The 19,910-nt window shown below is 71.1% G+C and carries 14 protein-coding genes; 9 read left to right on the top strand and 5 right to left on the bottom strand.

What is annotated here, in order from left to right; all coding sequences use genetic code 11:
- Positions 1 to 7: 7 nt before the first annotated feature.
- From WMF22_RS35025 to radC, 5 genes are all read left to right on the top strand, one after another.
- Positions 8 to 2,221 (top strand): hypothetical protein, encoded by a 2,214-nt coding sequence (locus WMF22_RS35025; RefSeq protein ID WP_438032590.1) that lies wholly within the window; start codon positions 8 to 10, stop codon positions 2,219 to 2,221.
- On the top strand, positions 2,218 to 3,363 hold the full coding sequence (locus tag WMF22_RS35020; RefSeq protein ID WP_438032589.1) for a hypothetical protein: 1,146 nt from the start codon (positions 2,218 to 2,220) through the stop codon (positions 3,361 to 3,363). Before WMF22_RS35025 ends, WMF22_RS35020 begins: the two co-directional genes overlap by 4 nt.
- A 262-nt stretch (positions 3,364 to 3,625) precedes the next feature.
- Entirely contained in the window at positions 3,626 to 4,909 is a 1,284-nt protein-coding gene (locus WMF22_RS35015) for a hypothetical protein (protein WP_438032588.1), read from the top strand.
- 305 nt (positions 4,910 to 5,214) lie between these two features.
- On the top strand, positions 5,215 to 5,967 hold the full coding sequence (locus WMF22_RS35010; protein ID WP_438032587.1) for a hypothetical protein: 753 nt from the start codon (positions 5,215 to 5,217) through the stop codon (positions 5,965 to 5,967).
- A gap of 138 nt (positions 5,968 to 6,105) precedes the next feature.
- A complete protein-coding gene (radC, locus tag WMF22_RS35005; protein ID WP_437709929.1) occupies positions 6,106 to 6,885 on the top strand; it encodes a RadC family protein in 780 nt (259 codons plus the stop codon).
- Between the two features lie 142 nt (positions 6,886 to 7,027).
- Here radC and WMF22_RS35000 read toward each other — a convergent pair whose 3' ends face one another.
- The gene (locus WMF22_RS35000) at positions 7,028 to 8,236 is read right to left on the bottom strand and encodes a tetratricopeptide repeat protein (protein ID WP_438032586.1); all 1,209 of its coding nucleotides are present in this window, start codon (positions 8,234 to 8,236) and stop codon (positions 7,028 to 7,030) included.
- A gap of 91 nt (positions 8,237 to 8,327) precedes the next feature.
- Entirely contained in the window at positions 8,328 to 9,074 is a 747-nt protein-coding gene (locus WMF22_RS34995) for a hypothetical protein (protein ID WP_437294307.1), read from the bottom strand.
- Between the two features lie 294 nt (positions 9,075 to 9,368).
- On the opposite strand from WMF22_RS34995, the gene WMF22_RS34990 reads away from it, so the two are divergent.
- The 4 genes from WMF22_RS34990 to WMF22_RS34975 all read left to right on the top strand — a co-directional run bounded on the left by WMF22_RS34990 (position 9,369) and on the right by WMF22_RS34975 (position 14,939).
- Positions 9,369 to 10,706: a Stp1/IreP family PP2C-type Ser/Thr phosphatase gene (locus WMF22_RS34990; protein ID WP_012239102.1), complete on the top strand. Its 1,338-nt coding sequence runs from the start codon at positions 9,369 to 9,371 to the stop codon at positions 10,704 to 10,706.
- Positions 10,707 to 10,879: 173 nt separating this feature from the next.
- Positions 10,880 to 12,460, top strand: a complete 1,581-nt coding sequence (locus WMF22_RS34985) for a hypothetical protein (RefSeq protein ID WP_438032585.1) — start codon at positions 10,880 to 10,882, stop codon at positions 12,458 to 12,460.
- Positions 12,461 to 12,522: 62 nt separating this feature from the next.
- On the top strand, positions 12,523 to 13,989 hold the full coding sequence (locus WMF22_RS34980) for a hypothetical protein (RefSeq protein WP_437294305.1): 1,467 nt from the start codon (positions 12,523 to 12,525) through the stop codon (positions 13,987 to 13,989).
- A gap of 5 nt (positions 13,990 to 13,994) precedes the next feature.
- Entirely contained in the window at positions 13,995 to 14,939 is a 945-nt protein-coding gene (locus WMF22_RS34975) for an RluA family pseudouridine synthase (protein ID WP_437294304.1), read from the top strand.
- Positions 14,940 to 14,955: 16 nt separating this feature from the next.
- Here the strand turns inward: WMF22_RS34975 and WMF22_RS34970 are convergent, their stop codons facing one another.
- From WMF22_RS34970 to WMF22_RS34960, 3 genes are all read right to left on the bottom strand, one after another.
- Entirely contained in the window at positions 14,956 to 15,864 is a 909-nt protein-coding gene (locus WMF22_RS34970; protein WP_438032584.1) for a M23 family metallopeptidase, read from the bottom strand.
- A gap of 129 nt (positions 15,865 to 15,993) precedes the next feature.
- Positions 15,994 to 18,294, bottom strand: coding sequence for a CapA family protein (locus WMF22_RS34965; RefSeq protein WP_438032583.1), 2,301 nt, complete (start codon positions 18,292 to 18,294; stop codon positions 15,994 to 15,996).
- A 474-nt stretch (positions 18,295 to 18,768) separates the two neighbouring features.
- Positions 18,769 to 19,878, bottom strand: a complete 1,110-nt coding sequence (locus WMF22_RS34960) for an HPP family protein (RefSeq protein ID WP_438032582.1) — start codon at positions 19,876 to 19,878, stop codon at positions 18,769 to 18,771.
- Between the last annotated feature and the right edge of the window lie 32 nt (positions 19,879 to 19,910).

The following is a 19,910-nucleotide window of genomic DNA, read 5'->3' as shown; positions in this document are numbered from 1 at the left end:
GATCACCATGGCAATCCTTGCGCTGCGCGGCCGGAGCGCCGCGGCGCTCCACAAGCTGGTCGCGCTGGTCACGGTGCTGGCGGTCCTTTCGCCGTCGTTCGCGCGGGCCGGTACGCCGTACAGCCTGAGCTGGGAGCGCACACAGCTCAGCGCAAGCTGTGAAGCCGCCGGGCTCGGGAAGAACAACGGGGTCGCGTTCTTCGATGTGAACGACGTGCCGCTACCGACCTACGACGTCCCTGGTACGCTGGTGACCCACGCCGACGGTTCGACGAGCAGCAGGGCGGAAGCGGGGTTCGACTCGGTGCTGCTCCGCATGGGAGCCAATGATTTCCAGCTCGGTGTCTCCGTCGAGACCGGGGACAACTCGTGCGTTCAAGCGCACGAGGTCGTGCACCTCGTGTCGGCGCCACTCGGGCTGAGCAAGCCGCTCTTCGACGTGTGGCGCGATGGGGTCGCCTTCACGGGCAGCACCGTGGCCGACCTCGGCCTCGCGGAGGTCAACCCGGCGCTCGCGCGCGACATCGCGGAGCTGGAGGTCGCGATCGGGAAGCTGATGGAGATGCTCATCCGCGACGCCGCCAAGGTCGCCGACCTCCGGGCGAGGATGGACCTGTTGCGGCAGCTCGATCTGGAGCTGCACGACCTTGTGAACCGGCCGCTGGACGAGATCTCGCGGACCGACCTCGACGCGATCCTCGACCGGTACAAGGACGTGGTCGACGCGGAAACGCGGGCTGCGATGGAGCAGCTCGTCGACGACCTGAAGAAGAGCGTCAGCGATCTGGAGGACGAGCTCGCGCGGCTGATCGACGAGTTCGGCGCGCAGGCCGACGAGGTGGCGGATCTCGCGACGCAGGACGCGCGCGCCGAGGGGTGGAACCCGGACGACCCGTGGGCGTACGCGCTCGGCGAGAGCGAGGTGCCGTGGGTCGAGGTGCCGGACATCGCCGAGGTGGACGGTGCGTTCGACGAGGGGAGGGACCCGTATGCGGCGTATGCGGACGGCGTGATCGCGGCGCTGGAGAAGGACGTGAGCGGGGGCGCGGTGATCGCGCGGGCGGACTTCGTGGCGAACGTGCGGGCGTGGCGGGACAACAGCGCGGCGCTGGAGATCGCGCTGCGCGACCGGATGGGGGTGTCGCTGGCGGAGACGAACGCGTTCCTGAAGGCGCAGAACCGGATCACGGCGGTCGTGCGGCGGTACATGGATGCGTCGGACTGGTTCGAGGACACGCCGGTGCCGGCGGACTTGCGGGCGCAGGTCGACATGGTGCTCAAGCCACGGTTCGACGCGCTCGCGGACCAGATGAAGGACAGCCTGAACCAGTGGTCGGGGGACGGGCTCGACCTGGAGCAGACGCAGCTCTACCAGACGATCAGCGCGTTCGCGGGGGCGATGTCGACCGTCGCCGAGGGGTTCGGGGCGTACGCGGAGGTGTTGCAGACGCTCGTCCACGCCACGACGCGCATCGGGGTGGGGTTCGTGCCGGTGGTGGGACCGGCGCTCGACCTGTGCGAGGCCGTGACGGGCAAGGCGTGGTGCTTGCCGTCGGGGGAGGAGCTCAGCGACGAAGAGCGGATCTTCTCGGGGGTGGGCTTCGGGCTCGGGGCGGTCGTGCCGATGTGGCGCGCGATCAAGGGGGTCGGCGGGCTGACGCCGGATGCGATCCGCGTTGCCGAGGAGATCGCGCAGATGGGCGAGGAGCTCGCCACGGCCCTGCGCGCACCGCGGCGCACCTGGTACAAGACGCTGCGTGGGGCTGTCACGACCGGAGTGATGAATGACTTCGAGAAAAAGGCAGCGCTCTACCTGCTAAAGGGGGAAGGGCGGGCACTGATCGGGGTCGGCGACGATGGGGTGCGTACGGTCCTGGGCATCCTCAAGGATGCCCCGGGTGACCTGGCGAAGGCTCCCGACTTCGTCTCGGTGACCAAGGGCAACAGGCTGGCCGTGAGCGAGGCGAAGGGCATTGAATCGGACACCGGGAAAGTCGATGTAGGCAAGGCGATAAAGCAGCTCATGAACGCAATGAACAAGCTGAAGAGTCTCAAGCTCGCAGGAGACGTCGACAGGGTGGAGATCATGATGCCGAGGGGGGCGCCGTTCAATAATCCCAATTTGGGCACCAAGGACGGCTACTTGTTCAACAAGCTTGAAGGCAAGACCGTCGAGATCGAGGGCTTCCCGCACCTCTTCATCAAGGTCATCCAGCTATGAACGAATCGGGCCCTGATTTTTACGCGTGGTGCGACGAAGCGGACAGGCTCGACGCTTTCGCGGAGGCCCTGTCCGCGCTGGTCTACCCGGGGGGAGTGTGCAGCCTCAGCCTCTCCACGCTTGGAACATCTGAACGCTTGTGGCGCGACGGGGTTCTCGTTGAGGAGGTCATCGAGATGACACGTGCAGCCTTCAAGTCGAGCTCACAGGTGGACGTGGATTTCGGCGCCCGGTGGCGGTGGTTGTCCAGGACGGGCTTGAACCTGGAGTGCTATGGGGAAGTACGGGCCCATTGGTATCCGTACAGCCCTTTGCGCGTAGGGACGGGCGAGCGGAAGGATGTGTTCCCCTACTGCCTCGAAGTCGCCGTCGGCCTGCGCTCGGTGGAGGTCGAGGCGGCGATCGCTTCCATGGAGCTCCAGCAGGAGATGAAGGAGATTTTGCTCGGCCTGTGCGCGCCGAGCGCGCACGCCCGCGTGACGACCGGCATGTGCACAGCGGCCTGGGCCCAACCTGCCCCGATCGAGGCGTGCGCGACCTACCATGCAGACGCCAGGGTCGCCCGCGATCTCGCCCTATCGTGGGTGCACCTCCATGACGGCGACATCGTGGGGCGCGCCTCGGGCCTATCATTGGACGCGCTCGCTGCCCGCGTCGAGGCCGCTCCACGAGGGGCTTGTGTTGGCGTCTCCTGCGACGTCGAGCGCGTCGACCAACACCTTAGCCTGGACCGCGCCGCGTCCCGATCGAGGGACGAACGGCCTACGCATGTCGGCGCTGTACGACGCGGCTCGCGCGCCCGCCTCCCAGACGACGCCACGCTCACACGGGAACAAGTTCTCGCGGCGCTCGCCACACCGCCGGCTACGCTCATCGAAGCGCTCGAAGCCTCCGCCGTACCAGACGACGGGTGGCGCGCTGTCGCGCCTCGCGTGCTCGAGTTCATCGATGCGGTGAAACAGGGCGCGCCCACTTCCGCAGTCAACGTGCGCACGGGCAGGCACGTCCGGTTCATCGAGCGCCATTCACCGTACCACGTGCAGGTCCTTCCGAACGGGGGCGTAATGCTGGCCATCCATCCCTACCGCACGCTCTGGCCGCTTTGGGCCGATGCCCTCCTCCTGCTCGGCATCCGATCCTGACGCAACTCGCGGTCTCCCCCCTGTTCCCAGCGTCGCACCAGGGTGGCACATGTCAGACGGCGCACCCCTCCCTGAGCGCGCGGAGCGCGCGATTTGGGAGGGGCGGACCGCGCGCAGGCGCGGAGCGCCGAGCACGGGCCGGGGGTGGGCATCCGCTCTCTCGGAGTCGTCCTCCGCGCTTGCCGATCCGTGCTCATGGACGACCCACACCGAGGGGTGGAACCCGGACGACCCGCAGGCGTACGCGCTCGGGGAGAGCGAGGTGCCGTGGGTCGAGGTGCCGGACATCGCGGAGGTGGAGGGAGCGTTCGAGGAGGGGAGAGACCCGTACGCGGCGTATGCGGACGGCGTGATCGCGGCGCTGGAGAAGGACGTGAGCGGCGACGTGGTGGTCGCGCGGGCGGACTTCGTGGCGAACGTGCGGGCGTGGCGGGACAACAGCGCAGCGCTGGAGATCGCGCTGCGCGACCGGATGGGGGTGTCGCTGGCGGAGACGAACGCGTTCCTGAAGGCGCAGAACCGGATCACGGCGGTCGTGCGGCGGTTCATGGATGCGTCGGACTGGTTCATCGACACACCCGTCCCGCCGGACCTGCGGGCGCAGGTCGACACGGTGCTCAAGCCGCGGTTCGACGCGCTCGCGGACCAGATGAAGGACAACCTCAACCTGTGGACGGGGGACGGGCTCGACCTGGAGCAGACGCAGCTCTACCAGACGATCAGCGCATTCGCGGGGGCGATGTCGACCGTCGCCGAGGGGTTCGGGGCGTACGCGGAGGTGATGCAGACGCTCGTCCACGCGACGACGCGCATCGGCGTGGGGTTCGTGCCGGTGGTGGGGCCGGCGCTCGACCTGTGCGAGGCCGTGACGGGCAAGGCGTGGTGCTTGCCGTCGGGGGAGGAGCTCAGCGACGAGGAGCGGATCTTCTCGGGGGTGGGCTTCGGGCTCGCGGCGATCGGGCCGATGTGGCGGGTGATCAAGACCGCCAGCGGGCTGCGGCCGGCCGCGATCCGGGTGGCCGGGGAGATCGCCGAGATCGAGGAGTTTTTCGCCAAGATCGTGAAGACGAACCGCGTCCGGGGGTACAAGAACCTCACCGGGGCGATGACGACCAAGCCGGTAAACATCTTCGAGAAGAAGGCGGCCAAATTCCTGGTGGACGACGGCCGGTCGCTCGTTGGGGTCGGCGATGACGGCGTGCGCACGGTGCTCGGCATTCCGAAGGAGTCACCGACCGGCACCATCGAGGGGAAGGCTCCCGACTTCCTCTCGGTGTCCAGCGGGCACAAGCTCATCCTGAGCGAGGCAAAAGGCGGAACGATCGACGTCTTCGAGGTGCGCAATCAGCTCACGAACGCGATGGAGGCGGTGAAAAAGAAGGGGCTCGCTGGAGACGTGCAGCGGGTCGAGCTCATCATGGAGCAGGGGGCGGAGTTCAAGCCGGATAAGTTCATCGTGAAGGACGGCTACCTGTTCGACACGGACAAGGGGAAAACCGTAACCCTGAAAGGCTTCGACACATTCATCATGGTGATCCGGCTATGAGCGAATCAAGACCTCACTTCTTCGCCTGGTGTGACGAGCCAGAACGTATCGATGCATTCGCGGCGGCGCTATATGCGCTGGTGATTCCAGGGGATCTCATGAGCGTGGACCTGAGCACCGATATTTGGTGCAAGACGTCCTCCATGGACGAAGCGCTCGCGATGGTCCGCGCTCACTTCGGAGGAAGGAACAGCGCTCACGTATCGTCCGGCGTGATGCTGAGCGATTCTGAGCGCGTCATGGTGTTCAGCGCCGCGTGCTACCCTGAAGAAAGCGAACGTCGTCGTCCCTTCGGCCCGCTCAGCATGGCGGCGGGTGAACGCAAGTGGGATTTCTACCCGTACGAGATCGCCGTGGGCAGCTACAGCCCGCGCTTCGTGGAGGCCGAGGCGGCGGTCGCCTACCACATGGTTCAGGACGACGTCGAGGACCTCCTGCTCCGCCTCTGCGCGCCGGACGCGAGCGGGCGCGTGCCGACCGGCGCCTGCACGGGCGAGGAGGACTGGATCGCCCCGGTCGAGATGTGCGCGACCTACAACGCGAACGCCACGGAGCTCGCGCGCGATCTCGCCCTCTCGTGGGTGAGCCTCCATGACAAGGAGAGCGTCTCGCGCATCGCACGCACATCGCTGGAGGCGCTGCACGCGCGCGTCGACGCCGCGCCGCGCGGCGCGCGCGTGCCGATGAAAGGCGGCAGCGAGCTCACGCGTTCGATCTCGCGCGAGACCGTGCTCAAGGCGCTCGCAACGCCGCCGGCAACGCTGCTCGAGGCGCTCGAGGCCGCGGCAGTGCCCGACGACGCGTGGCGCGCGGCCGAGCCAAAGGCGCACGAGATCATGGATCTGCTCCGTCAGCTCGGGGAAGCTCCCGAGGGCGAGGGCCCGCCTGCATTTCGGGCAGACATCACGACGCGCGGGCACACGCGCTTCCTCGAAGAGCACGCGCCCTTCCACGTCCGCCGCCTTCCGAGCGGCGGCGTGATGCTGGCCACCCACCCCTACCGCACGCTCTGGCCGCTCTGGTCCGACGCGCTCTTCGTGCTCGGCCTGATGTCCTGACGCGCATCGGGACTGGCCAGACTCGCAACCGCCTGGCGGCCGCCACCCTCCGCCGCCGCTCCGCCGCCTCGCCGGCGCGCGCCCCCCGGCGGCGCCCCGGGCGGGCGGGCGGGCCCGCCGCGTGCTTGTCGCTCGCGCATGAGCCCGTGGAAGCGCGCCCCCCTGCTGTCCGATCACCTCCCCGAGACGTGCACCGACGACCCCTCGGCGCTGGCCGCCTTCGTCGGCCCGCGAGAGCGAGCGCTCGAGGAGGGGATCTGGTCGCTGGGCGACGCCGACCTGCTCGCGATCGTGCTCGGCACAGGGCTGGTCGGCACCCCCGTGACGCTCGTCTCCGCCGCGCTCCTCTCGCGCTTCGCCGGGCTGGAGGGGCTCGCGCGGCTCGGCCCGCACGCGCTCGCCGAGCACCCCGGCCTCGGGCTCGCGAAGGCGCTCCGGATCGCCGCGTCGCTCGAGCTCGGGCGGCGCGCCTTCGAGCGCGCGGTGCGCCCGCGGCCTCCGGTGCGCACCTCGGCCTCGATCGCGGCGTGGTGCGCGGCGCAGCTCGGCCCGCTCGATCACGAGCAGATGTGGGTGATCTCGCTCGACGGCCGCAACGGGATGCGGGGAGCGCGCAGGGTCGCGCAGGGCGGGCTCCACGGGTGCTCCGTCACGGCCAGGGACATCCTGCGCGCCGCGCTCTCGGACGCGGCCTCGGCGCTCGTGCTCGTGCACAACCACCCGAGCGGCGACTCGGCGCCGTCGCCCGAGGACGTGGCCATGACCAACGCGGTCGCCGCCGCCGGCGAGGTGATCGGCGTGCCGCTCGTCGACCACGTCATCCTCGCGCCGGACGGGCACTACTCCTCGCTGCTCGATCTCGGGATGATCGCGCCGGGCGACGCGCCGCGCGGCGCCGCCCCGCCGAGCCGAGGCTAGAACGACAAGCGGGTTGAAACCGCCAGAAGAGAGCAGAATTCGAACCGCCAAGGCGCCAAGGACGCCAAGAAAATCACAAAAATCTTGGCGTCTTATGGCGCCTTGGCGGTTCACTTCCCGCTCGATCAACGTGATCGGTTTTCTAGGCGCGCCGGCCGACCAGGAGGCCGTGCCGCTCTCCGCCGGGCGCCCCTCCGGTGCCCGGCACGCTCGCGAACCGCAGCGTCGCGCCGCCCCAGTCGACCGACGGGCTCCCCTGCAGCAGCGAGGTATAGAGCGCGCTCGCCTGCGTCATCGGGCAGCCGATCGTCTCGCGCACGAGCGTGAGCGACGCGCCCGTCGCGTAGCTGACCGGCGCCTGCCGGCCGTCCTCGCCGATCACCGTGACCTTGAAGACGTCGTCCTCGGCGCGCGCGGCGCGGTCCGGATCGGTCAGCGCGAGGTGCAGCGCCTCGATCGCGCCGCTCCCGGGGCCATTGTTCGGGGAGTCGAGGGTCACGTGGAGCTCGAGGAGCGGCGCCGTGTAACGGACGATCTGCCGCGCCACGCCCTCCGCGGTCGCGGGCGCCGCGCGCGCCTCGCGGCGCCTGAGCTGCGCCTCCATGACGAGCGCCGACCGCGCGAGCTCCCGCTCCGTCTTGCCGAGCAGCCGGCGCGCGCGCATCTCGGCGAGCGCGCGCTGCAGCACCTCGCGGTTCCTCGCCGCCTGCTCGTGGCTCCGCTCGCGCGCGAGCAGCGCCTCGAGCTCGCCCAGCGCTCGCTCGTGCTCCCCGATCGACGCGAGCGCGTCCGCGAGCGTGAGCCGGGCGTCGGCGAACGAGGGCGCGCGCCTCACCGCCTCGCGGTAGGCCGCGATGGCCGGCGCGATCTCCCGCCGCGCCTCGTGCGCGAGCCCGAGCGCGAAGGCCGCCCGCGCGTCCTCCGGCGCCGCCTCGCACGCGCGCGCGAGCCAGCGCGTCGCCTCGTCGTAGAGGCGCAGATCATAGAGCACGACCCCGAGCTCGCGCAGCGCCCGCGGATCGGGCGGCTCGATCGCCGCGCACCGCCGGAGCTCCGCGGCCGCCTCGTCGAGCCGGCCGAGGCGGACCAGGGCGCGGGCGTAGGCGAGGCGCGCCTCGATCTGCTCCTTTCCTCCGTCCTCCCTTCCGCCGAGCTCCACCCCGCGCGCGAGCGCCCTCGCCGCGTCCGCCCAGCGCTCTTCCGCCGCGTACGCGGCCCCGAGCGCGAGCCACGCCCCCGCGTCGTCCGGCGCGCCCGCGACGTGCCCCTCGAGCCCGGCGATCCCGCCCGCCATGTCTCCGCGGCCCAGCAGATCGAGCGCGCGCGCTCGCTGCGCTCCGGACGACGTCATCGCGGCAGCGTACGCCGGCGCGGCGGCGCGGGTCGAGCGCCCGAGCGGGCGGGGCCTCACCCGCGATGGGGCCTCACCCGCGCCTCCGGCGTCAGTAGCCCCGCGGGAGATCGCCCGCCAGGCACGAGACGGTGTTCGGCGCCCCGCGCGAAGACCACTTGGCGCCGGTCGGCACCCCGCCGTCGAAGCGCACGCCCTCGTGTGGATCCCACGACGGCGTCTCGCCCGGGCGAAGGGAGTGCGTCCCGCTCTGGTAGAACGCGATGATGTACGTGTGCCCCGCGACGCGGCAGCCGAGCCGCCTCGCGAGCGCCTGCGCGAAGGATCGGCCGGTGTGGCCGAAGGCGCTGCAGCAGCGGAGCCACACGAGGGCGTCCGGCCCCGCGAGCTCGGCCTTCAGGGCGTCGAGCGCCTCGTCGAGCGGCGAGCCGGGCCGGAGCGCGGCCTCGTCGAGCCGCGTCGCGCCCATGCGCATGTACCCCCAGCCGCCGTGCCCCCAGGCCTGCAGCGACGCGATCTTCCGGCCGCGCTCCCGCGCCGCGCGCGCCGCCCAGCCGAGCGCCTCGGCCCAGCTCGCGGCGGACTGCCACGCGTCGGCCGCGCCCGTCATGCGGTGCAGCAGCGCGCCGGCGCGCCAGATCGGCGTGAGCCCGATCGTCGCGCCCACGGCCTCACCCAGGACCTCGAGGTCCCCGGTCTCGGCGGAACCGGCGGAACCGGCGGCGTCGGCCGCCGCTGGGTGCGCGCGCGCCGCCGCGCCATCGCGCCGCCTCGCGCCGTTTGCCCGCCGCGCGCTACCCCACCCGACGTCGGTGTTATCGAAGAGGACGAGCCGCATACAACCCCCCATTCTACGCGCTCCGAATGTACCGCCGCTCGTAACCGCGGCCACGCGGTCGATTCCCCACCCGCCCCCCGAGCGCCTCCCGACGCCGCTCCTCCTCGCGCCGCGCCGCGCCGCACGCGCCGCACGCGCCGTACGCGCCGTACGCCAGCGGGCGCACGCCCCGGGCGCGGCGAGGGCGCGATGGACGGGAGGAGGTCGTCCGTCGACGTCCTCCACCGTCTAGTTCGCGGTGGGCGCAATCGGTAGTGATTTCCTCCCGCGCCCTCGGTTAGCCTGCCCGAACCGATGGGCCTGTCCGAAAACATCAGGTTTTATGCGGCCACCGACGTCGGCCGCATGCGGGACCACAACGAGGACAACTACCTCGTCGACAAGAAGCTCGCGCTCTTCGTGGTCGCCGACGGGATGGGCGGGCACGCCGCTGGCGAGGTCGCGAGCGCGCTCGCCGTCCGCATCATCCACGAGGAGCTGAAGAAGGAGCGGGACCTCATCGAGAACCAGGCGCGCAGCAACGTGCGGCGCGCCGCGATGAAGGAGGTCCTCAGCCTGCTCGAGCACGCCGTCCAGCGCGCGTGCGCCCGGATCCACGAGGAGGCGAAGGCCGACACGACGAAGCGCGGCATGGGCACGACGCTCTCCGCGCTCCTCATCGCCGGCTCACACGGCTACATCGCGCACGTCGGCGACAGCCGCATCTACCTCCTCCGCGAGGGGCGCATCCAGCAGGTCACCGAGGACCACACCGTCTACAACGAGCTCATCAAGCGCGGCAAGCTCACGCGCGATCAGATCGAGAAGGTCGCGCAGAAGAACGCGATCACGCGCGCCGTCGGCGTGTACGAGCGCGTCGAGGTCGACACGCTCACGATCGAGGTGCTCCCGGGCGACCAGTTCCTCCTCGCGTCGGACGGCCTCCACGGGTACATCGCGCACACCGCGGAGCTCGAGCCGTTCTTCGAGGAGGAGAACGGCGAGATCGCCGCGAACGGCCTCATCGATCTCGCGAACAGGAAGGGCGGCAAGGACAACATCACCGCGATCCTCGTCCGGCTCGGCCAGGGCGACCACCGCGACAGCGTCCGCGCCCGGCTGCTCGCGCTGAAGCGCGACGTGCTCGCGAAGATGCCGCTCTTCGCGCGCCTGCAGGAGCGCGAGATGCTCCGGGTCATGCAGGTCGCCGAGGTGCTCTCGTTCGAGCCCGGCCAGATCGTGGTGCGCGAGGGCGATCGCGGCGACGAGCTCTTCATCGTGCTCTCGGGCCTCGTCCGGATCATCCGCGGCGAGTCGGTGCTGAGCGAGGTCGGCCCGGGCGAGCACTTCGGCGAGATGGCCCTCATCCGCAGCATGCCGCGCTCGGCCACCGTCTCGGCCGTGGAGCAGAGCGAGCTCATCGCCGTCCGGCGCGCCGATTTCTTCGAGATCCTCCGCAAGGAGCACGAGCTCGCCGTGAAGCTGCTCTGGCAGTTCCTGGGGGTGCTCGCCGACCGGCTCGACCAGACCTCGCGCGACCTGAGCACCGCCCGCGAGGAGCTCGCCGCGGAGGACATCACGAGCGAGATCTTCCCCGACAGCGAGGAGGGGAAGAGCCCGTTCGCCCCCGAGGAGCGCTCCTCGGCGCGCTGAACGGCCCCCCGCGGCCGCGCGGAACGGAGCGGAACGGCGCGGAACGGCGCGGAACGGAGCGGATTGCCGCGGCGGGAGCGGCGGGGCGGGGCCGCGCGAGCCGGGCGAGCGATTCGCGGATTGACACCCTCCTGCCCCGGCCGGTAGCGTCCGTCCGACGGATAACCATGAGCATGCACGGCAGAACGTACTGCGAAGGCCATCTCGCTCGCGTCGCCATCAACGTGGCTGGGGGCTCGGCGTTCGCGTCGCTCGCGGCCCTAGCGGCGGCTCTCCTCGCGGCGTCCCCCGCGGCCGCCGACGAGCCGCGGAGCGCCACCGAGCCGCGGCTCATGATGGAGACCGGCGAGATCACGAGCGTCGTCGACGCCTTCGACGACGGCGACACCTTTGATCTGAACTTCAGCTTCGGCTTCGAGTACGCGTCGAAGAGCGCGAAGATCCGGCGCGAGACGAGCATCGCCGGGCCGGGGCTGTCGTCGGGCGGCTACACGTCGAACCTGCTCAACGTGGCGACCTACAACGAGGCGACCTCGAAGCTCAACCTGCGCCTCGACGTCGGCCTCTACCGGGACCTGGCGCTCTACCTCAGGATGCCGCTCATCCTGAACCACGCGCGCGAGCTCACCGATCTCAACGGCAGCGCCGGGGCGGAGGCGCAGGCCGTCGCGCTCGCGGGGGCCCCCGGGGAGCAGCTGTTCCAGATGCCCTTCACGTCGCCGAACCGGAGCGGCATCGAGTACCTCGCCGTCGGCCTCGACGTGAACATCATGAACCAGGCGCGCGACCGGACGAAGCCGACCTGGCTGTTCGGGATCGAGGGGCGCTTCCCCGTGAGCGAGCCGATGCACGCCTGCACCGAGTCGCCGAAGAGCGGCCAGGTGAAGTGCGCCGATCCGTCGGACGTCAACCGGAACAACAGCAGCGACAGCGAGTTCGATGGGCAGAGGATCGCCCAGCGCGACCCCGGCGTGTCGCGCGGCACCATCGGCCTCGAGGTCCACACGTACCTGTCGAAGCGGATCAAGTACGTCGAGCCGTACGGCGGGTTCAAGGCGCTGTTCGAGTTCCAGCAGGAGTCGAGCGACTACGGCCTCACCGACCTGAAGACGTCGCTGGTGAACCACCCGCCGCTCGTCGGCAGCGTGATGCTCGGCGTGATGATCGTCCCCTGGGAGAACCGCGAGAAGTACACCGGGCTCACGCTCGATCTGCGCTTCACCGGCGAGTACCACTCCGAGGGGCGCGACTACTCGGAGCTGTTCGACGCGCTGGGCTCGAGCGACGCGGGCTCGCTGCGCCAGCCGCAGTGGGCGGCGTTCCGCGACAACGACGCGTACGACCCGGACCTGTGCAGGACGGGCGACGCGAGGGCCTGCTCGCCGTCGATCGTCGACGAGGGCTCGCAGCGGACGTACTTCACGGGGCTCAGCGACGTCCAGCCGTACGGCTCGTACCGCGCCTCGGCGAGCGTGACGTGGCGGGCGGCCGAGCTCGTGAAGTTCCAGATCGGCGCGGGCTTCCGCCACGACGGGGGGCACGGCATCGGCGGCGACCAGCCGTGCAACTCCCAGTTCAAGGACAGCCTCGGGGCGGCAGGGCCTTGCCGCCGCCAGGACGCGGACGGGCGCCTCACCGTCACCGGCAGCCCGAACCCCAACTACCGCCCGACCATCAACGCCGTCGGCCGCCGCTTCTACGTCAACGACAGCAACACGTTCGACCTCTTCGCGAGCGGCACGTTCATGTTCTGATCGACGCCCCGAGCGGCGTGGCCACCGCGGCGAGCGCCGCCGCTGGCCGAAGCAGCAACCCCATGATCGACCCCAGGCACCTCCGCGGTGGCGCGGGCGCCCTGGCGCTCGCCGCGGCGCTCGCCGCGGCGCTGCCAGCGTCGGCTCAGCCCGAAGGCGCGGCGTCGCCCGCGCGCTCCGGAGGAGACGAGCGACCGTCGCCGTCGCCGGGACCCGATCGGCCGTCGCGATCGGCCGTGGTGCTCGCGACCGCGGTCACGCCCGAGGCCGAGGAGCGCGCCGCGCCGCTCGCCAGCGCGCTCGACGCGCTCCTGTCGGACACGGCGCAGGACCTCGGCCTGTCGGTGGATCTGGCGGGCCGCGTCGCCTCGCGATCGCGCCCCGACGAGGCCGAGCTCATCGAGCGCGCGCGCTCCGGCGACGAGCTCTTCATCGCGCCGAGCCTCGAGCTGCGCGGCGACGAGGTGGAGCTCAGGCTCGCCGTCGCGTCCGGCGGATCGAGGTCGCTGAGGGTGCGGGTCGAGCGCGTCGCGCGGGACGACCTCGCGGTGCGCGCCGCGGTGATGCTCCGCGATCTCCTGGCCGAGCTCGACGCCGGCGCCGCCGCGGCCCCTGCGTCGGCCCGCGAGGCGCCGTGCCCCGAGCGGTGCCGCGGGCGCCTCGCCACGCCGGCGCGCAGCATGGGGAAGGCGACGCTCGCGGCCAACGCGACGCTCTACGGAGGCCTCGTGGGCTTCTCGATCCAGCGATCGAGCGGCTCGGACGATCCGCGCCTGCTCTATCCGCTCCTCGCGGTCGGCGCCGGCATCGGGCTCGGCGGCGCGATCATCATCGCGGAGGAGTGGGACGTCGGCGTGGCCGACGCGTGGTACCTCGGGTCCGGCACGTGGTGGCCGACGCTCGCGGGGCACCTGATCTACGAGGGCCGCTTCGCGCAGCACGCGGCGGATCCGGCCCAGGAGCGCTGGGCGTCCGGGCTGATCGGCGGGACCGCCGGGATCACGCTGGCGGCGCTCGGGCTCTCGCTGGGCCGGATGTCCGAGGGCGGCGCGCTGATGGCGCAGTCGGGCGGCGGGCTGGGGCTCATGCTGGGCGGGCTCGTCGAGTGGGCGGGGCGGGGCGACGTGCAGCGGACGCCGATCGCCGGGATGGGCTACGGCGCGGCGCTCGGCTGGCTGGCGGCGGCCGCGGCGGCCACGCAGCTCGACGTCACGCCGTCGGAGATCCTGGCGATCGACGTGGGCGCGATGCTCGGCGGGCTGGGCGCCGCCGCGCTCGCCAGCCCGCTCGTGTTCGACTCCCCGACCCAGGCGCAGCAGCGGGCCTGGGTCGGCGCCACGGCCGCGGGCTTTCTGCTCGGGGCGGGCGTCGCGTGGCGCGTGACCCGCCCTGCCGGCGCCGGAGCTCGCAGCGCGGGCCCCTCGTGGAACCGGTTCGGCCTGCCCATGCTGGGAGTGATAGGAGAGAGCGTGGTCGGGAGCCGGCGAGCGCCCGCGCTCGGCCTCGGGTGGCAGGGGGCGATTCCGTAGGAGCTATGAAGATCACGATCACCGAGCTGGATGCAGGGACGCGCCTCGACAAGCTGCTCGTGCAGCTTCTCCCCGGGCTGGGGCGTGCGGGCGCGAAGCGGCTGTTCTCCGAGGGGCGCGTGCGCGTCCTCGGCGTGGGGAAGAGCGGCGCTGGCCGGCGCGCGTCGAAGGGCGACGTGGCGGCGGCCGGCGAGGTGCTGGAGGTCGACGTCGAGCCGACGGAGGCCTCCGGCGCCGCGACGCCGGATCCTTCCGCGCCGCTCGACGTGGTGCTCGAGCGCGACGACCTCGTGGTGGTGAACAAGCCCGCCGGGGTGCCGACGGCGCCGCTCCACCCGGGCGAGCGCGGGACGGTCGCGAACGCGCTCGTGGCGCGGTACCCCGAGATGGCGGGCATCGGCTTCTCTCCGCGGGAGCCCGGGCTGTGCCACCGGCTGGACACGGACACGAGCGGCCTCGTGCTCGCGGCGCGCACGGCCGCGGCGTTCGCGGCGCTCGGCGCCGGGCTGAAGGAGGGGCGGCTCGACAAGCGCTACCTGCTGATCTGCCAGATCGGCGATCTTCCCGAGATGGGCTCGATCGAGGTGCCGCTCGCGCCGCACCCGAAGGACAAGAAGCGGGTCTACCCGTGCATCCACCCGCGCGACGTGGCGCGATACGCCCCGAGGCCGGCCGCGACGATGTACAAGCGCGTGCGGCAGGTGGGGCTCTGGGAGCTCGTCGAGGCGCGGGCCCCGCGGGCGCTGCGGCACCAGATCCGGGCGCACTTCGCGTCGGTGGGGCACCCGCTGGCCGGCGACGTGCTCTACGGCGGGCCCGCGGTGGAGGGGCTGAGCCGCCACGCGCTGCACGCGCACTACATCGGGTGGGGCGGCAGCGACGTGGTGCCTGCGTTCGTTGTGACGTCGTCGCTGCCCGCGGACATGGCGGCGCTGGTCGGCGAGGCCTGAGCCGCGCCGCGTCGCCTCAGCGGGCGCGCGCCTCGACGACATGGCCGTCGACGTCGCGCGCCCGCGCCGTGATCTGGAGGTCGTCGGCCGACGCCGTCCCGCCGAGGTCGCTGAAGCGGAACGCGATCACGTACGCCGCGGACTGCGCGTTGAACTTCGCCGGCTCGATCCGGATGCCTCCGAGGCTCTGTTCGTCGATGGTCGCGGCGTCTCCCTCCCCTGTGTACTTGCGGTTCCACTCCTCGTAGTCGAACACGCGCTCCTCGATGACCTCCCCGGTCGATCGGCTGGACGTCGCGACCGCGAGCTCGACGAGGCCCGGGGAGATGCCTGGCAGGGTGGCCTCGACCTCGACCGAGACGCTCGACGTGGAGTCCTCGTCGGTGCGGCGCACGGAGAGCGCCGGGGGCAGCCCGCCCGGCATGGGGAGGAAGCGGAGCGGGTGCACGCAGTACACCTTCTCGTGCCCTCCCTCGCGGATCTCGAAGTGCAGGTGGGGGAACAGGCTGCTGGCGGCGAGCCCGGTATAGCCGATGTGCTGACCGCGCCCGACCTGATCGCCGGTCTCGACGAGCGGCATCGCCAGGTGGATATAGGTGCTGTAGAGGCACGCGCCCGGCGGATCGCAGTGCTCGATCTGCACGACGACGTCCTCGAAATCCTTGTAGCGGCCCGCGCGCAACACCTTTCCGTCGGCGACCGCGTACACCGGGGTGCCCATGACGGTGGGGATATCGATGCCGCGGTGAAAGTCGTAGACGCCATCGCGCGAGGCCTGCAGGCGGGGACCGAAGCTCGACGACATCGGCTGGATCTCGTCCGTCCCCCCGATCGGCCACACGAGGTCCGGGCCTTCAGGCTCCGAGCCGCAGCCGGCAGCGAGCGCGGAGAGGGCCAGCACGGGCGCGAGAGACGATGGCTTCATGGTGGCGAGTCCGTGGCGCGCGGGCTCCGCGCAGGTGGCGAGTCCACGGCGCGGCGCCCACACGCAGGCTATCGAAGCAGCGCGCGGAAGTCGAGCTCAGGGGTGCTGTGGTGGATCCATCCGGCGCGCTCAGGGCGTCGCCGGGGCCAGCGCGTACGACCGGTGCGTCATCGTCACACCGAGGCTCGTGAGCGAAGGATCCGTGGCGGTGCAGCGCACGAAGCTCCAGTCGTTCGGCGTGGCGAACGCGAACCCGAGGGAGCTGTCGGCGACGGTGCCCTCCCACTCGATGAGCGACACGTCGTCGAGGAACGAGGTGGCCTCGCCGCTCGCCGGCACACCCGCCCTGAAATAGAACCGGACGGAGCCCGCGTTCGCCGGCGGGGTCAGGTCGACGGTGAACGGCTGCCAGCCGTAGGTGCCGGCCGCGCGCGTGAACACGACGCTGTTCGACAGGCTGGTCCCGCCGCTCGTGTACCAGTAGACCTGCACGCGCATCTGGCCGGCGTTGTTTCCCTTCATGTAGCCGGTCAGGGTCAATTTACGGCCAGGCTCGAACTTGACGCGGTTGTTCATGGATGTCGCGGCCTCGGTCGTGTTGCTCGACTTGCGCAGGAACACCATCGCGCCGGTCCCGCCGTGGACGACGCTGTTCTCGATGTAGCGGTACTCGCTCATCGACCACATCGAGCCTTCGTGGGAGGTGTCGTCGACGTCGCCGTCCTCGAAGTCGCCGTAGAGCATGATCTCCCGGCCGTAATCGCAGCTCGCGGCGGCCGTCGTCCGGACGGCGGCGAGCGAGTCCGCCGGGTTCGAGCGCAGGTGGGCGAGGGGGCCTGTGCGGCGGCTCGTGAGCGGCACGGTCCGCGTCTCGACCGCATCGCTCGTCGTGTACTGCGAGGGGCCGCTCGCCGCGGCGGCCCGCGGGCCGCTCGGGAACACGACCGCACCGGTCAGGCCGTCCGCCGCCTCGCCGGGCGCGGGCGCCGCCGGCAGCGTCGTGGAGAGGTGGCCGATGTGGCGGATCGCGCGGCCGAGCCAGGCGCCGCCCACGAGCTTCGGGACGTAGTCCTCGTTCTGGAACGGGATGAGCTGCACGCGGTGCACCGCGCGGTTGCCGCTCGCGTCCTCGTCGATGTCGATGGCGGCGAGGTACGACTGGAACGTCTCGAAGACGTCCTGATCGAAGACCATGTTGCCGAGCGACATGAAGACATAGCGGGGGCCGGCGCCGGCGTTGTACAGCCCGATCCCGTGGATCGTGTGCGGGTGGTGCGCCACGACCATGCCGGCGCCCTTCTGGACGAGCTGCGTGAACCGCCGCCGCATGCCGGACGACGGATAGTCGCTGTACTCGATGCCTCCGTGCAGCACCGGGATGGCGAAGCGCCCGACCGCGTCCTCTGCCATGAAGTCGCTGATCTCGGCGAGGCTGAGCTCGAGCGCGCCGGCCTTGGGAGGGGGCCCGTCGGAGGCGGTGAGCGTGTACTCCGGGAGCGTCGTCCCGTCGTTGACGAGCTGGTTGAACCCCTGGAAGGCCACGTCGACGCCGCCGAGCGTCCGGTAGAGCACGGTGCCCTTCGCCATCGTCTCGTCGAGCCCTGCGCCGAACCAGTCGAGGCCGGCGTTCGGGACGGCGGTGAGCGTGTCGGCGACGCCTGCCCCCAGGTAATCGAACATGTGGTTGTTGCCGAGGCTCACGGCGTCGACGCCGGAGAGCGCGAGCGCCCTGGCCGTCTCGGGGTAGGAGAAGAACGTGAACGACTTGTAAGGGTGGGGCGTCTGCGGGTTGGCGGTGACGGGGCACTCCAGGTTGACCTGGGTGTAGTCGGCCGACGAGAGGACGTCGCGCAGGAAGGCGAGGACGGCGCTCGCGTCGGCTTGCCGTGTCGCGGGGCGGATCAGATCGCCCTCCTCTCCCTCGATGCCGTCCCCGTCGCTGTCGATGAAGCGCCGACCGAACATCGTGTCGCCTCCCACGAGGATCCGGGCGCGGCCCGCGCGCTGCTCGGTCAGCACGACGCGGCCGACCCCGGCGGCCGCCTCGGCGAGCGGCAGGTGCAGGTCGGCAGGGACGATCTCGCTGTAGTACCCGTCGACCTCGACGCGCAGCAGGACCGAGCGCCGCGCGAGCGCCGCCAGCGTGAACGCGCCCGCGCCGTCGGTGAACGCGATCTCGCCGTGGTTGACCGCGCCGCTCCCCCAGCCGATGGTCGTCACCTCGGCCCCCGCGATCGGCGACCCCGCCTCGTCGACGACGACGCCGGTCACGTCGATGGGGGCCGCCGCGTAGGTCGCGTCGTACGCGGCCTCCGTGGCGTCGAACTGGAACGCCGCCGACGCATCGCTTGCGGCGAGCCAGGCGCAGGCCGCAGCGCACACGGACAGCGGCGTGGAGGTGATGACGCGGACAAGGGGTCTTTCTGCCATGTTCGCTCCCGATCGGTTGGGGCCTGTTCGAGGACGGATGACCTCAACAAGCGTGATGGGCGCCAGAGCGCCTTCAGAGCCGGCTCGACAGGTGCGACACGTGCAAACGTGTAAACGTGCAGATGTGCAAATGTGCCGTGTGACCAAACTCCGAGGTGACCAAGGCCGACGATGGGGTCGCGAGCGTCGATTGGCCGCTCAGTCCTCGCTGAAAAGGCCGCGAGAGCGCCGACCCATGCACGATTCGATCCGTTTCAGCGATGGCGCTGGAGACAAAGACGATTGTCTCGAGACTATCATGCTTCGATCATGACTCGCTATACGCTCGAGTGGAGCAGCCGGCGATTTGTGGTTTTGTGGTTTTGTCGTCTTGCCGGCGTAGCAGGGTGTTCCTGCGCGTGAAGGCGTGTGCATGGATGGTGTGCTGTGGCGATGCGCGCCTGTGTCGCATAGGGGCGTACTGCCCTGGGCGCACTACCCGACCAGCGCCGAGCCCTTGGCGAGCTGCGCGCGGCCGATCACGGCCAGGAGATCGGTTTGGGTCACGATTCCGCGCAGGCGCATCCTGGCGTCGACGATCAGCGCTTCGTGCACGCGCCCGCGGGAGAGGAGCTGGAAGAGCTCGTTGATCGGCGTGTCCTCGCCGGCGGTCTCGAAGTAGATGGACGGCAGGTCGCGCACGGTGGCCTCGGGCATCGCGGACGCGATCGAGACGTCGATCGCGCCGTGCACGACGCCTCGCTCGTCGACCACCGGCAAGACGCGCAGGGCGCGCTCGCGGAGGCGGCGGAGCGCGAGCGTGCTCGGCTCGTCGGGGTGAATCGTCACCAGGTCGCGCGACATGATCTCGCCGCAGGTGACGCCCCCGCGCAGGCGCCGGTGCGCCTCCTCTTCGACGTGCCGGACGAGGGCGATCAGATCGTCGCGCTCGACGTCGAGCGGCGTTCCGAGGCGCTCGAGGGCGGCGTCGATGTCGCTCGGCGAAAAGCCGACACGGAGCTCGGGCGGGGCGTCGGCGGTGCCGTGGGGCGAGACAGGCAAGGTCACGACGTGCGGGTAGCTGCGGCGCACCAGGTTGTTGAACACGAGCCCCGCTGCCACGAGCAGCAGGGAGTTGATGGCGACCGGCATGAGCGCGAAGTGATAGCCCAGGCCCGTCACGGCGGGGCCGCCGATGACCGCCGTGAGCGCCACCGCGCCCGCGGGCGGGTGCAAGCACCGGAGCAGGCTCGTGACGGCGATGGTGACCGCGACCGCGACGGCGCCGGCGCACAGCGGATCGGGGATGACGCGAGCCGCCGTGACGCCGATGACGGCCGCCAGCACGTTGCCGCCGAGCACGGACCAGGGCTGGGCGAGCGGGCTCGCGGGGACCCCGAACACGAGCACGGTCGAAGCGCCGATCGGCGCTATCAGGAGCGGCGCGTGCGCGGTGGGGCCAAGGCAAGCGTGCATCACGAACCCGGTGGCCAGCAGCCCGAGCAAGCCCCCGGCAGCAGCGTAGATCCGCTCGCTGACGAGCAGCGGCGTGCGCATGGGCTGGAACCGCGTAAGAAAGCTCGAGCTCGCAACTCCGAAGCTCATCGCGCGGCCATATATCGAGATGTTCGCGCGCT

Source organism: Sorangium sp. So ce204 (assembly GCF_051526795.1).
Classification (GTDB): domain Bacteria; phylum Myxococcota_A; class Polyangia; order Polyangiales; family Polyangiaceae; genus Sorangium; species Sorangium cellulosum_B.
Note: the sequence above shows the minus strand (reverse complement) of the source record. Positions and strands in the feature narration are given on the sequence as shown.